Below are 14,639 nucleotides of genomic sequence, written 5' to 3'. Positions count from 1 at the left end.
TGGGGGGTGGTTGCCGGGTGGGCTGGTCCGGGGCCGGGAGCGGCGTTCGGGAGGCCGCGTGGCGGCCCGGCGCGCGGCGCCGCCCGGGGCCCGGCCCTTCCGTGGACTGTTCCACCCCGACCCTCCTCAGCCCTCGTGGACCGTGCCACGACATCACACCACCGACAGGAGATTTCTCCTCGATTGTGACAAAGGGGATAGATCAATACAGGGAGATCGTCAAGTTGACCTTGATCTCCCGCACCCCCGCCAGCACACTGCTCCTGTGACCCAGGACGAGATCCTGACATGTCAGAATCTGCGAAAGACGTTCGGAGACCTCGTCGCGGTCGACGACGTCAGCTTCACCATCGCCGCCGGCGAGACGTACGGCCTGCTCGGCCCCAACGGCGCGGGCAAGACCACCACGATCTCCATGATCGCCGGGATCCTCGAACGCGACGGCGGCGAGGTACGCGTGGCCGGCCGCCCCCACGACACCAGAAGCTCCTGGGGCAAGGAGCGCATCGGGTACGTCCCGCAGGACCTCGCGCTCTACCCCGACCTCAGCGCCCGCGAGAACCTGCGTTTCTTCGCCCGCCTGCACGGCCTGCGCGGCGGGCGGGTGCGCGCCCGCGTGGAGGAGGTGCTGGAGCTGGCCGGCCTGGCCGAGCGCGCCGACGATCCGGTCAAGGACTACTCCGGCGGGATGAAACGCCGGCTCAACATCGGCGTCGGCCTGCTGCACCGGCCGCCCCTGCTCATCCTGGACGAGCCCACCGCCGGCGTCGACCCGCAGAGCCGCAACGCCATCCTGGAGAGCGTCGCGGCGCTGGCCGGCGAGGGCGTCGGCGTGCTCTACACCACGCACTACATGGAGGAGGCCGAGCGCCTCTGCGACCGCATCGGCATCATCGACCTGGGCCGGATCAGGGCCGAGGGCACCCGCAGGGAGCTGGTCGGCCTGGTCGGCGAGCTGGACCGGATCACGCTGACCGCCGACGGCGTACAGGCGCTGCCCACGCTGGCGGCGCTGCCCGAGGTGCGCGAGGCGGCCGGCCGTGACGGGCGCGTCGAGCTGACGGTGGACGACGCCCGGCGGTCGCTGCCGAAGATCCTGCTCGCCGCCGCCGACGCGGGCCTCGCCGTACGGGCGGTCGAGGTCGCCGAGCCGGACCTGGAGTCGGTCTTCCTGCACCTGACCGGCAAGGCACTGCGGGACTGAGATGCGCACACTCCCCCTCCGATCAGGCAAGGGCGGCTGACATGCGCACGCTTCTCCTCATCACGGGCAAGGACCTGCGCCAGCGGCTCAGGGACAGGTCGCTGCTGCTGCTGGCGTTCGTGGTGCCGTTCGGGCTGGCGGCCGTCTTCAGCGTGGTGTTCCGGGGCGTGGACGCCCAGCAGACGGCCACGTTCGCGGTCGCGGACCTGGACCGGGGCCCGATCGCGACGGCGTTCACCGGCCGCGTCCTGCGCCCCCTGGAACGGGCGGGGGTCGTCCGGCTGCGCGGGGCCGACGACGAGGCCATGGCGCGGGCGGTCGTGGACAGCGGCGAGGCGCACGCGGCGTACGTGATCCCCGCGGGCTTCAGCCACGCCGTACAGACCGGCCAGAAGGCGACCATCCGCGTGATCGGCGACGTGAACGCTCAGATCGGCTCGTACGTGGCCCGCTCGATCGCCGACTCCTTCGCCTCCGACGTCCGGTACGCCCAGGTGGCGCTGGCGGCCAAGGGCGGCGGCACGCCGGAGCAGGCCGTGGCGGTGCCCCCGCCGGTCACGGTCGCCGATCTGGCCGCCGACCGGCGGCAGCTCACGCTGGCCGAGGGGTTCCAGGCCGGGATGGCGGTGTTCTTCCTGTTCTTCGCCGTGCGGTTCGGATTCAGCTCGATCCTGGACGAACGCCGCGACGGCACGCTCGCCCGCCTCCTGTCCGCGCCGGTCCCCCGCCTCACGATCGCCCTGTCGAAGCTGCTGACCGGGATCGTGGTCGGCGTCGTCAGCATGGCCGTGCTGATGGCCGCCTCGTCGCTGCTGCTCGGCGCGGACTGGGGGTCGCCGGTCGGGCTCGGGCTGCTCATCGTGGCCGGCGTGCTGGCCGCCAACGGCGTGATGGCCCTGGTCGTGTCCGTGGCCAGAACGGCAGAGCAGGCCGGGAACGCCGAGTCGGCGGTCGCCGTGCTGCTCGCCGTGCTGGGCGGGGTGCTGGTCCCCATCCAGCAGACCGGCGGCGTGCTGGCGACGCTGAGCCTGGTCACGCCGCACCGCTGGTTCATGCGCGGGCTGGCCGACCTGCACGGCGCGAACGCGCCCGTCGTACCGGTCGGGCCGGTGCTCGCGCTGCTCGGCTTCGCCGCCGTCACGCTCGGGCCGGCGCTGCTGCGGGTGGACAGGATGTTCCGCCTGTGATCGCCATCGCCTGGATCAACCTGATCAGACTGGTACGCGACCGGACGAACATCTTCCCCGTCGTCATCTTCCCGATCGTCCTCATCCTGGTGTTCGGCATCTCGTTCGGCGGCACCGGCAGGCCGCGCCTGGGCGTCACGGGCGGGGACGGCCCGCTGGCCGCCGAGCTGGTCGCGGCGCTGGCCGGGTCCGGCGAGCTGGAGCTGGTACGGGTCGCCGACGAGGCCGAGGCCCGCGACGCCGTCGAACGCGGCAGCCTCACCGCCGCGCTGCTCATCCCCGCCGGCTACGACCGCGCCCTGGCCGCCTACACGCCGGTCGAGCTGCCGTACGTGGCCAGGAACGAGCCCTCGGCGCTCCAGCTCGGGGCCGCCGTCAGGTCGGTGGTGTCGCGGGTCACGATGGCCGCCCGCGCCGCCGCGTACGTGCGCGAGGGCTCCTTCCCCGACCTCGTCGCCAGGATCGGGCGCATCAGCGTGCCGGGTGTCACGGTGGAGTCCGTCATGACCGGGCCCGCCAGGCCGGTCCAGGTGTCCAGCTTCGACATCGCGGCCACCTCCCAGCTCCTGCTGTTCGTCTTCCTCACCTCGCTGACCGGCGCGTCGTCGCTGATCGAGACCAGGCTGCTCGGGGTGTCGCGGCGGATGTACGCGAGCCCCGTCTCCAGCCGCGCGATCCTGCTCGGCGAGGCGGCCGGGCGGGTCGGGATGGCGCTGACGCAGGGGCTGGTCATCATGCTCGGGTCAGGGCTGCTGTTCGGCGTGCGCTGGGGCGACCCGATCGGCGCGGGCGCCTTGCTGCTGGCGTTCTCGCTGGTGGGAGGGGGTGCGGCGATGCTGCTCGGCGCGGTCGCCCGGACCGCGCAGCAGGCGGTCTCCGTGGGCCTCCTGGCCGGGCTGGGCCTGGCCGCGATCGGCGGCGCGATGGTGCCGCTGGACCTGTTCACCGGCCCGATGCGGCAGATCGCGCACCTCACCCCGCACGCCTGGGCCCTGGACGGCTTCGCCGAGCTGCTGCGCGGGAACGGCACGGTGGCCGACGTCGTACCGCAGCTCGGCGTGCTCGCGTTGTTTGCGGCCGCGCTGCTCGCCCTCGGGTCGTGGCGGCTGCGGGCCGCCCTGACCCGCTAGGGCAGGGCCGCGACGAGCTCCTGGACCGGCTTGCGCGCGCCCGTGTAGAACGGGATCTCCACGCGGGTGTGGCGGCGGGCCGCCGCGCCGCGCAGCGTGCGCATCAGGTCGACGATCCGGTGGAGCTCGTCGGCCTCGAACGCCAGCATCCACTCGTAGTCGTTGAGCGAGAAGCAGGCCACGGTGTTGGCCCGCACGTCGGGGTAGTCGCGGGCCATCCGGCCGTGCTCGGCCAGCATCGCCCGCCGCTCGGAGTCCTCCAGCAGGTACCACTCGTAGGAGCGCACGAACGGGTAAACGCTGACGTACGCCCGCGGCTCCTCCTCGGCGAGGAAGGCCGGGATGTGGGACTTGTTGAACTCGGCCGGCCGGTGGAGCGCCATCGCCGACCAGACCGGCCTGCTGTGCCGCCCGAGCCCGGTACGGCGGAAGCGGGAGTAGACGTCCTGGAGGTCCTCGGGCGTGGGCGCGTGCCACCAGAACATGAAGTCGGCGTCGGCCCGGTAGCCGGACACGTCGTAGACCCCCCTGGTCACGACGTCCTTGCCGGCCGCCTGGTCGAGCAGTTCCTCGACCTCGTCCGCCATGTTCTCCCGGTTGCCCGGGACCTGGTCGGTCACCTGGAAGACCGACCACATGGTGTAACGGATCACCTGGTTGAGATCGCGGGCCTTCGGCCGCGGCGCGCCCTCTGTCATGTCCTTCATTCTCCTCGTTGAGACAGGTGGTCCAGAATCCGGGCCGCGGCGGTACGGGCGGTACCGACGCAGGCGGGGACGCCGATGCCGTCGTAGGCCGCGCCGCACACCGCGAGACCGGTGACGCCCGAGACCGCGGCGCGCACCCTGGCCACCCGGTCGAGGTGGCCCACGTTGTACTGCGGCAGCGCGCCGCCCCAGCGGGTGACCCGGCTGTCGACGGGCAGGCCGCGTACGCCGACCACCTCGTCCAGCTCGGCCATGGCCAGCGACACCAGCTCGGCGTCCTCGCGCTGGAGCAGGTGCTCCTCGCCGATCCTGCCGACCGAGCAGCGCACGATCAGCAGGTCTTGACCCAGGTGGGGCCACTTCACCGAGCTGAACGTCACCGCCTTGACCGGCCGGCCCTCCACCGGCGGCACCAGGTAGCCGCTGCCGGTCGGCGGCTGCGGGAAGGCGTCGAGCGGGTAGGCGAGCGTGACGACGGCCATGCTCGCGTACTCGATCCTGGCCAGCTCGGCCGCGGCCTTCGGCACCTCGGCCTTGAGCAGCCGGGCGGCGGCGGGACCCGGCGTGGCCAGGATCACCGCGTCGGCCTCGATCACCTCGGGCTGCGGCACCGGCCCGGCGACCAGCCGCCAGCCGTGCTCGGTGCGGTGGAGCTCGCGGACGGTGACGCCGGTCCTGATGTCGGCCCCGGACGCCTTGGCCACCCCCTCGGGCAGGCCGCCCAGCCCCTGGCGCAGGGTGGTGAAGACCGGCCCGGCGTTCTTCGGTGTGCCCTCGACGATGTGCCTGGCGGCGCTCAGCAGCGAACGCTCGGCCCGGGCGACGGCCGCGACCTGCGGCATCGTCGCCTCCAGCGACAACATGTCGGAACGGCCCGCGTAGACGCCGCCGAGCAGCGGCTCGACCAGGCGCTCGACGATCTCGCCGCCCATCCTGGCCCGGATGTAGGAGGCCACGGACACGTCGGTGCGCACCAGCGTGGGCGGCAGGACCTGGTCGAGCGGCACCCGCAGCAGGCCGCCGGGCGAGACGATGCCCGATCTGGCCAGCTCGGCCAGGTCGGCGGGCACGCCCATGACGTGTCCCTTGGGCATCTGCCGCAGCGCGCCCCTGGAGTAGACGGACGACCGGACGGTGCCCGGGAAGACCAGCTCGTCCCCCAGCCCGACGGCCTTGGCCAGCTCGACGCCCTCCGGCCGCCGGGCCAGCATGGCCTCGGCCCCGGCGTCGACGCTCACTCCCGCGACCTCTGAGGCGTGCAGCTTGCCGCCGAGGCGGGGACTGCCCTCCAGCACGGTGACCTTGACCCGCTCGCTCGTCCCCTGCCGGAGAAACCATGCGGCGGCCAGACCGGAGATGCCTCCGCCGATGACGACAACGTGCGCCCGATTCCCTTCCACGTCTCCTGACGCTACCGCCTCGGTGGACCGCCCAGCAGCTCGGGGCACGTGACCGTACCGTGACGCTTGCCACCAAACCCGGGTGATCCTCCATCCGTCATAAGGGCATGAGACTCCGGTTAGGCATCGCGCTCTCGGCCTGCGCCACTCTGCTGCTCGCGGGCTGCGGCGGCGGCTACGAAGCGATCAGTTCGGGCGGCTCGTCGGAGGCGGCCCCCGCCGCGGCTCCGCAGAGCCTCGACTCCGCCTCCGCGGAGGACAACGTCGCCGCCAAGAGGGCTCCGGAGCGAGCCGACAGCGCGGTCTCCGACGTCAAGCTCATCCGGCAGCAGGACCGGCAGGTCATCTACACCGGCAGCATGACCGTACGCGCCAAGGAGGTCACCGCGGCGGCGCAGCAGGCCAAGCAGATCGTCACCGCGGCCGGCGGCTACCTGTCGAAGGAGGAGTCCAACACCGCCAGCGACACCGAGGACTCGGCCATGCTGGAGTTCAAGATCCCGCCCACCCGGTACGCCGAGGTGACCGGCAGGCTGGGCAAGGAGCTGGGCAAACAGCTCTCGATGAACCAGGGCACGCAGGACGTCACCCTCCAGGTCGCCGACGTCGACAGCCGCCTGAAGTCGGCGCAGGAGTCGCTGGCCTCGCTGCGCACGCTGCTGAAGCGGGCCGACACCATCGGGCAGGTGCTCCAGGTGGAGAAGGAGATCAGCTCCCGCGAGGCGGACCTTGAGGCGTTGCAGGCCCAGCAGAAGGAGCTGGCCACCCAGGTCTCGATGGCCACGATGACGCTCCGGCTGGTCGGGCCGGTGGCGGTGGTCGAGGACCCGGCCGAGGAGCCCGCCGGGTTCCTCGGCGGGCTGAAGGCCGGGTGGGGGGCGCTGGTGTCGTTCACCAAGACGGCGCTGACCGTCCTCGGCGCGCTGCTGCCGTGGCTGGTCGTGATGGTGCCGCTGGTGGCCGTGGCCGTGTTCCTGGTCCGGCGCAACCGCGCGCGCCGGCGTCCGGCCCCCGCCGCCCCCACAGAGCCCAAGCCGTCCGAGCCCGAGCCGTCCGAGCCGGGGGCGGCGTCGGCCTGAGGGTCAGGCGCTCGCTTCGTGGACCAGGTCGGTCAGGCGCTTGAGCTGGTCGGGGTCGGTCGAGGGGAGCACGCCGTGGCCGAGGTTGAACACGTGGCCCTCGGCCGCCGCGCCGCGCCGCAGCACCTCGCGGGCCTTGCCTTCGACGACCTCCCACGGCGCGAGCAGGATGGCCGGGTCGAGGTTGCCCTGCAGCGCCTTGCCCGGCCCGACGCGCCGGGCCGCCTCGTCGAGCGGCACCCGCCAGTCGACGCCCACGACGTCGGCCCCGGCCTCGCCGAGCACGCCGAGCAGCTCACCCGTGCCGACCCCGAAGTGGATGCGGGGCACGCCCGCGACGCCCTCGAAGATGCGCCGGGTGTGGGGCAGGATGAACTCGCGGTAGTCGGCCGGCGCCACCGCGCCCACCCACGAGTCGAAGAGCTGGATCGCCGAGGCCCCGGCCGCGATCTGGATGCGCAGGTGTTCCAGCACGATGTCGGTCAGGCGTTCCATGAAGGAGTGCCACAGGGCCGGCTCGCCGTACATCATGGCCTTGGTGCGGTCGTGGTTCTTCGACGGGCCGCCCTCGATCAGGTAGGACCCGAGCGTGAAGGGCGCGCCGGCGAAGCCGATCAGCGGGGTGCCGCCCAGCTCGCCGACCAGGGCCCGCACGGACTCGGTCACGTAGGGCACGTCGTCGGGCTCCAGCGGGCGCAGCGCCGCCAGCCCCCGGGCGTCGCGGATCGGGTCGGCGACGACCGGGCCGACGCCCGGCTTGATGTCGAGGTCGACGCCGATGGCCTTGAGCGGGACCACGATGTCGCTGAAGAAGATGGCCGCGTCGACGCCGTAGCGGCGCACCGGCTGCATGGTGATCTCGACGATCAGGTCGGGCGTCGCGCACGCGGTGAGCATCGGCACGCCCTCGCGCACCTTCAGGTATTCGGGCAACGACCGCCCGGCCTGCCGCATGTACCAGACCGGGGTGTGCGGGACGGGCTGCCTGCGGCATGCGCGCAGGAAGGCTGAGTCGGCGAGATTCACCCTCCAAGGGTGCCATGGCCCCCGATCGGCCAGGACATCGGCGCGAGGTGTCGGAAAAACATACATTGGATACCCAAAATCATGATCAGATAGCCAGATGAAGGTTTACCGGTCTGCCCGGCAGCGGCGTCGCACACGGGTCGAACACACCCCATGGCCGCCCAGAGAGCCGGTCTCGACTGGATCAAATGTTCACCAACCCACCGCGCGGCATCGATTCAGCGACCACTTTCGGGACACGCCGAGCGCGTTGCGCGGAATTGTCATCGGCTCGTGTCAACGTCGGAGCCACGACCCGAAGAAAGGCCCCGGTTCGATGACTGGTGCGATGACCGCGTTGTGGAGTTCCCCGGAGCGTCGCAGCGAGAGCTGCGCGACCTGCGCTGGCGAGCGGCTGTTCGAACAGCCACCCTGTTTCGACGGGCATGAGCCGGGCCAGTGCCCGGAATGGGCCTGCGCCGAATGCGGCCACGCGATCCTGCTCGGCTGGGCCGAGACCACCCGACCGGTTCGCCAGCTGGTTACGGCAGCGGCTTGATCACCAAGGATGAGCACCCCCGTGGTCCCCTTCCGTTCGTCCTCGACCTACGCTTCGGCTATGACACCCGGTGACCAGCCACCGCCGCCGGCAGCGTTCACCCGCGCGGCGGAGAGCCTGCGGCCGGCCGAGGTCAGGCCGGAGATCGAGCTTGAGGACCTGCCCGCGCCGCAGCGGCTGGCCCCCTACTCGGCCGCCATCGGCGCCTCCGTCTACCGCGACGACGACGAGCTCGCGGTGGGCCGGCTGATCCTGCTCTACGACCCCGACGGCCAGCGCGGCTGGGAGGGCCCGTTCCGGCTGGTGGCCTACGTCAGGGCCGACATGGAGCCGGAGATCACCTCCGACCCGCTGCTCGGCCCGGTCGTGTGGAGCTGGCTGACCGAGGCGCTGGAGGCCCACGAAGCCGACTACTCCGCGGCGGGCGGTACCGTGACTAGAGCTGTGTCCGAGGGCTTCGGCAACAAGGCGGAAGACCCGGTCACGACCGAGCTCGAGCTGCGTGCGTCCTGGTCGCCCGCCGAGGAGGATCTGTCCGGCCACGTCGCCGCCTGGTGCGACCTCATGTGCCTGGCGGCGGGGATCCCGCCGCTCCCGCCCGACGTGGCCGCGCTGCCGCGCCGACGTGATGATCCGGAGAGTGACCGTACGAAGTGAGGGCACCAGTCAAGACAGCACCAGCGTCATGAGATCGGTGAGCTCATGACAGAAGAACGCACCGTCGAGCCCCTGCTCGAACCCCGCGAGGGCATCCCCCCGGTGATCGCCGACGCCGAGGCGCTGGCGCGCGCCGTCGACGCCTTCGCCGCGGGCACCGGTCCCGTGGCGGTCGACGCCGAACGAGCCTCCGGCTACCGCTACGGCAACCGCGCCTACCTGGTCCAGCTCCGCCGGGCCGGGGCGGGCACCGCGCTGATCGACCCGATGGGCTGCCCCGACCTGTCGGCGCTCGACACGGCGCTGAGCGGCGCCGAGGTCGTGCTGCACGCCGCGTCCCAGGACCTGCCGTGCCTGATGGAGGTCGGCTTCAAACCGCGCGAGATCTTCGACACCGAGCTGGCCGGGCGGCTGCTCGGCTACGAGCGCGTCGGGCTCGGCACGATGGTCGAGACCGTGCTCGGCCTGCGGCTGGAGAAGGGCCACTCGGCCGCCGACTGGTCCACCAGACCGCTGCCCGAAGACTGGCTGCGCTATGCCGCCCTCGACGTCGAGGTGCTGGTCGAGCTGCGCGACCTGCTCCGCGAGGAGCTGGCCGGGTCGGGGAAGCTGGAGTGGGCGCGCGAGGAGTTCGCGGCCGTGCTCAACACCCCGCCGCCGGTGCCGAGGTCCGACCCCTGGCGGCGTACGTCGGGCATCCACAAGGTGCGCAACGTGCGCGCGCTGGCGATCGTGCGCGAGTTGTGGACCATGCGCGACACGATCGCGAGGGAGAGCGACCTGGCCCCCGGCCGGGTGCTGCCCGACGCCGCGATCGTCACCGCCGCCCTTGAGGGCCCCCGTACGAAGAAGGCGCTGACGGAGATCTCGGCCTTCACCGGCCGCAGCGCCCGCCGGTACATGAACGACTGGCTGGCCGCCGTCAACCGGGCGCGGGCGTTGCCCGACGGCCAGCTCCCCCAGCCCAGCACGCCCGGCGACGGTCCGCCGCCGCCCAACCGCTGGGCCGACCGCGATCCGGCCGCCGCCAAACGCCTCGCGGCGGCGCGGGCCGTGGTGGCCGCGCTGGCCGAGGAGTACCGCATGCCCACGGAGAACCTGCTCCAGCCCGACGCGGTGCGCAGGCTCACCTGGGAGCCCCCGGCCGACATCACCGACGAGAGCGTGACCGAGCGGTTGCGTTCGCTCGGGGCGCGTGAGTGGCAACTCTCGCTCGCGGCCCACCCCATCACCAAGGCGCTGGCCCGGCTCGAAGGCCGGGGCGACAGCTAGCCGCCCGCCGGTGCACGGGCGGAGGGCCTGCCTCCGCCCGCCGGCGCTCCCACACACCTCGCCATGCCAGGCGGCCACTTGACGCTCGGCCGGGCACAGCCGTACGTTTCGGGAAAGCGCTTTCCTTGCCCGTTTCCTGAAGGGATCCCCATGAGCGTGCGCACCATCGGCGTCGTGATGAACGGCGTCACCGGACGAATGGGCTACCGCCAGCACCTCGTCCGGTCCGTGCTGGCCATCAACGAGCAGGGCGGCGTCACGCTCTCGGACGGCGACCGGGTGAAGCTGCGACCGGTCCTGGTCGGCAGAAACGCCGACAAACTCGCAGATATCGCGAACAAGCATGGAATTTCGGATTTCACCACCGACCTCGACGCCGCCCTCGCCGACGACGACAACCTGATCTACTTCGACGCCCAGGTCACCAGCGCCCGCGTCAAGGCCGTGCTCAAGGCCATCGAGGCGGGCAAGCACGTCTACGCCGAGAAGCCCACGGCCGAGTCGGTGCAGGAGGCCGTCGCGCTGGCCGAGGCCGCCACGGCCAAGGGGGTGAAGAACGGCGTCGTCCAGGACAAGCTGTTCCTGCCGGGCCTGCTCAAGCTGAAGCGGCTGATCGACGGCGGGTTCTTCGGCCGGATCCTGTCGGTGCGCGGCGAGTTCGGCTACTGGGTGTTCGAGGGCGACTGGCAGGAGGCCCAGCGCCCGTCCTGGAACTACCGCGCGCAGGACGGCGGCGGCATCGTGCTCGACATGTTCCCGCACTGGCACTACGTGCTGGAGAACCTGTTCGGCCAGGTCCGGTCGGTCTACGCCAAGGCCGTCACGCACATCCCGTCCCGGGTGGACGAGCGGGGCCGCACGTACGAGGCCGACGCGGACGACGCCGCGTACGGGATCTTCGAGCTCGAAGGGGACGTGATCGCACAGATCAACTCCTCCTGGACGGTCCGCGTGAACCGGGACGAGCTGGTGGAGTTCCAGGTGGACGGCACGCACGGCAGCGCCGTCGCGGGCCTGCGCAACTGCCGCTTCCAGCACCGGGCCGCCACCCCCAAGCCGGTCTGGAACCCCGACCTGCCCGCCACGGCCCGCTTCCGCGAGGACTGGCAGGAGGTGCCGGACAACGCCGAGTTCGACAACGGGTTCAAGGTCCAGTGGACGGAGTTCGTCCGGCACGTGCTGGAGGACGCGCCCTTCCCGTACGACTTCGCCGCCGGGGCACGCGGCGTGCAGCTCGCCGAGCTGGGCCTGCGTTCGAACGCCGAGGGCCGCCGGATCGAGGTGCCGCAGCTGTGAGGATCGACCTGCCGGGCGGCGCGTACGAGCTGCGCGAGCCGGTGACCTGGCCGGTCGTGGCCACCCCGGCGACCAGCCGGGTCGTCTACGCGGCCGCGCACGTCGTCGCCGACCCGCTCGGCGACAACACCCCGGGCTCCCCCGCCGCCGTGGACTGGGAGGCGACGCTGCGCTTCCGCCGCCACCTGTGGTCGCACGGCCTGCGCGTCGCCGACGCCATGGACACCGCCCAGCGCAACATGGGGCTGGACTGGGCCGCGACCAGGGAGCTGATCCGGCTCAGCGCCGAGGAGGCGCGCCCGTACGGGGACCCGGCGGCGCTGGTGGCCTGCGGCGCGGGCACCGACCACGCACCGGACGCCGCCGACCTGCACACGATCACCGCCGCGTACGCCGAGCAGGTGGAGACCGTCCAGGCGGCCGGCGCGGGCGTGATCGTCATGGCCTCCCGCGCGCTCGCCCGGGTGGCGGCCGGGCCCCGGGACTACCACCAGGTGTACGGCAAGGTCCTCGGCCTGGCCGACCGCCCGGTGATCCTGCACTGGCTGGGCGAGATGTTCGACCCGCAGCTCGCCGGCTACTGGGGCGCGCCCGGCGTGGACGCCGCGACGGAGTCGTTCCTGGAGCTGGTCCACGCCCACGCCGCGATGGTGGACGGCGTGAAGGTGTCGCTGCTGGACGAACAGCACGAGGTGCGGCTGCGGGCCGCGCTCCCCGAAGGCGTCCGGCTCTACACCGGCGACGACTTCAACTACCCCTCCCTCATCAGGTCGGGCTCGCACGCGCTGCTCGGCATCTTCGACGCGATCGCCCCGGCCGCCGCCGCGGCCCTGCGCGCGCTGGACGCGGCCGAGGCCGCCACCGGCGAGGAGGCGGCCGGATGGCTTGCCCGCTACGACGAGATCCTGGCCCCGACGGTCGCGCTGTCACGCAAGATCTTCGAGACGCCGACGTACCACTACAAGACCGGCATCGTCTTCGTGGCCTGGCTGAACGGCCACCAGGACGCGTTCGCCATGGTGAACGGCGCCCAGTCGGCCCGGTCGGTACGCCATCTGGCGGAGGTGTTCAGGCTGGCCGACCAGGCCGGGCTGCTGGCCGACCCGGAGCTGGCCGTACGCAGGATGCGGGCGCTGCTGGAGGTGAACGGCCTGTGAGCCTGTCGCTGAACCAGTGGACGACCAGGCGCTGGTCGGTCGCCGAGGCCGTGGACGGCTGCGTGCGGCACGGCCTGGAGGCGGTCGGGCTGTGGCGCGAGAAGGTGGCCGAGCAGGGGCTCGCGCGCAGCGCCGCGCTGGTGCGGGAGGCCGGGCTGCGGGTGTCCTCGCTGTGCCGGGGCGGCTTCCTCACGGCGGGCGGGCTGCCCGGCGAGGAGGGGCGGCTCGCCTTCGGGCGGGCGCTCGACGACAACCGGCGGGCCGTGGACGAGGCGGCCGAGCTGGGGGCCGCATGCCTGGTCATGGTGGTCGGCGGCCTGCCCGGGGTACGGCCCGGCGAGCCGCTGCCGTCCCGCTTGTCCGGGGATGTCGCCGGGGCGCCGGAGCGGGTGGCCGGTTTCTCCAAGGACGTCGCCGGGGCATCGGAGGTGGCCGGTTTCTCCAAGGATGTCGCGGGCGCGCGGGAGCGGGTGGCCGAGGCGTTGTCGGTGCTGGCGCCGTACGCGGGTGAGCGGGGTGTCAGGCTGGCGCTGGAGCCGCTGCACCCCGTCTACTGCCCGGACCGGGCGGTCCTGTCCACGCTGGGCCAGGCGCTCGACCTGTGCCTGCCGTACCCGGAGGAGCAGGTGGGGGTGGTGGTCGACACCTTCCACGTGTGGTGGGACCCCAGGCTGTCGGAGGACGTCGCGCGGGCGGCGGGGCGGATCGCGTCGTACCAGGTGTGCGACTACCTGCACCCGCTGCCCGCGGACGTGCTGCTCGGGCGGGGGATGATGGGCGACGGCGTGATCGACTTCGCGCCGATCACCCGGGCCGTCCTGGCGGCGGGCTACACGGGCGACATCGAGGTGGAGATCTTCAACGCCGACGTCTGGGCCGCCGACCCGGACGAGGTGCTGGCCACGATGAAGGCCCGCTACGCCGAGCTGGTGGTCTAGAGGCGGCTGGTGTCGATCGCGCCGTCGAGGACGAGGGCGGCTTCGAGCAGGAAGTAGTCGCCCCAGATCAGCTCGTGGCCGACGGCCAGGCCCTTGCGGCGGTTGTAGCAGCCGTCCACCAGGCCGCCGTGCTCGTTGAGGTGGTCGCGGGCCAGCGCGGCGAGGGTGTCGGCGGCCTGCTCGCGGTAGCCGTCCTTGGCCAGCGGCGCGAGCTTGGCCAGGGCGGCGGCGGCGATGGCGGTGGCCGAGGTGTCGCGGGGCGCGTCCGGGATGCCGGGGTCGTCGAAGTCCCAGTAGCAGACCAGGTCGGACGGTACGTGGGCGGTGTACCAGTCGGCGACCTCGGCGGCCGGCTCGGTGAACTCCGGCGACAGATGGGCGGCCTGGGCGAGGCCGAGCATGGCCCACGCCTGCGCGCGGGCCCAGGTGCTGCCCGGCGACGAGCCGTTGACGGCGCCGATCGAGGTCTGGGCGACGGAACCGTCCTCGCGTACGCAGATCGCGCGGCAGGCGCGGGCGTGGGACTCGGCCATGACGAGCAGTTCGCGGGCGCCGGTGCGTTCGGAGGCGAAGGCCAGCAGCGGGACCGTGCCGGGCAGGCCGTCCACGCAGGCGCCGGGGCGGGGCCAGCCGTACTTGGCGACGTCCTCCTCCTGGGGCGGCAGCAGGCCGGCCAGCGGGTCGAAGCCGATGCTCAGGGACTGGGCCGCGGCCAGGGCGGTCGGGGCGCCGGGCTCCTCGTCGCCGGCGAGCACGGCAGGGAGCGCGGCGCCGTACCAGAACAGCAGGCCGCGCAGCAGGGTGGGGGCGTCGGTGCGGGCCGCCAGCCGCCCGGCGACCTCGCCGGCGGCGAGGGCGAAGCGCGGGTCGCCGGTGGCGACCGCGGCCAGGGACAGCAGTCCGCCCCAGAAGCCGCCGCACCAGTCTCCGTCCTCGGACCAGGTCCATTCGCCCGTCACGGGGTCGGCGTGCACGGGGAAGCGCCCTTGCGACTGGGCGAGCGTCGCCTCGACCCTGCGCACGAGCTCTGTGACCACCATGGGACCGC

General features: G+C 72.7%; 13 protein-coding genes. 9 read left to right on the top strand and 4 right to left on the bottom strand.

All coding sequences use genetic code 11. The features are described from left to right. The first annotated feature begins 265 nt into the window (after nt 1-265). From IEZ27_RS05075 to IEZ27_RS05065, 3 genes are read left to right on the top strand one after another with little or no spacing between them, the layout of a single operon-like run. On the top strand, nt 266-1,204 hold the full coding sequence (locus IEZ27_RS05075; RefSeq protein ID WP_229823300.1) for an ABC transporter ATP-binding protein: 939 nt from the start codon (nt 266-268) through the stop codon (nt 1,202-1,204). 41 nt (nt 1,205-1,245) lie between these two features. Continuing rightward, the gene (locus tag IEZ27_RS05070) at nt 1,246-2,391 is read left to right on the top strand and encodes an ABC transporter permease (protein WP_189646139.1); all 1,146 of its coding nucleotides are present in this window, start codon (nt 1,246-1,248) and stop codon (nt 2,389-2,391) included. Beyond that, on the top strand, nt 2,388-3,521 hold the full coding sequence (locus IEZ27_RS05065; protein ID WP_189646138.1) for an ABC transporter permease: 1,134 nt from the start codon (nt 2,388-2,390) through the stop codon (nt 3,519-3,521). Before IEZ27_RS05070 ends, IEZ27_RS05065 begins: the two co-directional genes overlap by 4 nt. Here the strand turns inward: IEZ27_RS05065 and hemQ are convergent. Together hemQ and hemG are read right to left on the bottom strand one after the other, a co-directional pair. Further along, a complete protein-coding gene (hemQ, locus tag IEZ27_RS05060; RefSeq protein WP_229823297.1) occupies nt 3,518-4,219 on the bottom strand; it encodes a hydrogen peroxide-dependent heme synthase in 702 nt (233 codons plus the stop codon). The genes IEZ27_RS05065 and hemQ overlap by 4 nt on opposite strands. A gap of 5 nt (nt 4,220-4,224) precedes the next feature. Continuing rightward, nucleotides 4,225-5,628 carry a protoporphyrinogen oxidase gene (hemG, locus tag IEZ27_RS05055; protein WP_189646136.1) on the bottom strand — a complete coding sequence of 468 codons (1,404 nt, stop codon included), beginning with the start codon at nt 5,626-5,628 and terminating at the stop codon, nt 4,225-4,227. Nucleotides 5,629-5,735: 107 nt separating this feature from the next. Here hemG and IEZ27_RS05050 point away from each other — a divergent pair, with 107 nt between their 5' ends. Beyond that, a complete protein-coding gene (locus IEZ27_RS05050) occupies nt 5,736-6,707 on the top strand; it encodes a DUF4349 domain-containing protein (protein ID WP_189646135.1) in 972 nt (323 codons plus the stop codon). 3 nt (nt 6,708-6,710) lie between these two features. Here the strand turns inward: IEZ27_RS05050 and hemE are convergent, their stop codons facing one another. Continuing rightward, nucleotides 6,711-7,733: a uroporphyrinogen decarboxylase gene (gene hemE / locus IEZ27_RS05045; protein WP_189646134.1), complete on the bottom strand. Its 1,023-nt coding sequence runs from the start codon at nt 7,731-7,733 to the stop codon at nt 6,711-6,713. A gap of 598 nt (nt 7,734-8,331) precedes the next feature. Between hemE and IEZ27_RS05040 the strand changes: the two genes are divergently transcribed. From IEZ27_RS05040 to IEZ27_RS05020, 5 genes are all read left to right on the top strand, one after another. Next, complete coding sequence (locus IEZ27_RS05040) at nt 8,332-8,928, top strand: DUF3000 domain-containing protein (protein ID WP_125646279.1); 597 nt, start codon at nt 8,332-8,334, stop codon at nt 8,926-8,928. Nucleotides 8,929-8,973: 45 nt separating this feature from the next. Beyond that, a complete protein-coding gene (locus IEZ27_RS05035; protein ID WP_189646133.1) occupies nt 8,974-10,200 on the top strand; it encodes a ribonuclease D in 1,227 nt (408 codons plus the stop codon). 150 nt (nt 10,201-10,350) lie between these two features. Continuing rightward, complete coding sequence (locus tag IEZ27_RS05030) at nt 10,351-11,496, top strand: Gfo/Idh/MocA family protein (RefSeq protein ID WP_189646132.1); 1,146 nt, start codon at nt 10,351-10,353, stop codon at nt 11,494-11,496. Further along, a complete protein-coding gene (locus IEZ27_RS05025) occupies nt 11,493-12,653 on the top strand; it encodes a dihydrodipicolinate synthase family protein (protein ID WP_189646131.1) in 1,161 nt (386 codons plus the stop codon). The genes IEZ27_RS05030 and IEZ27_RS05025 overlap by 4 nt, the downstream gene beginning before the upstream one ends. After that, the gene (locus tag IEZ27_RS05020; RefSeq protein WP_189646130.1) at nt 12,650-13,591 is read left to right on the top strand and encodes a sugar phosphate isomerase/epimerase family protein; all 942 of its coding nucleotides are present in this window, start codon (nt 12,650-12,652) and stop codon (nt 13,589-13,591) included. Before IEZ27_RS05025 ends, IEZ27_RS05020 begins: the two co-directional genes overlap by 4 nt. Here IEZ27_RS05020 and IEZ27_RS05015 read toward each other — a convergent pair. Continuing rightward, entirely contained in the window at nt 13,588-14,631 is a 1,044-nt protein-coding gene (locus tag IEZ27_RS05015; RefSeq protein ID WP_189646129.1) for a glycoside hydrolase family 88 protein, read from the bottom strand. The genes IEZ27_RS05020 and IEZ27_RS05015 overlap by 4 nt on opposite strands. Between the last annotated feature and the right edge of the window lie 8 nt (nt 14,632-14,639).

The sequence above is a fragment of the Nonomuraea spiralis genome (assembly GCF_014648435.1).
GTDB lineage: Bacteria > Actinomycetota > Actinomycetes > Streptosporangiales > Streptosporangiaceae > Nonomuraea > Nonomuraea spiralis.
Note: the sequence above shows the minus strand (reverse complement) of the source record. Positions and strands in the feature narration are given on the sequence as shown.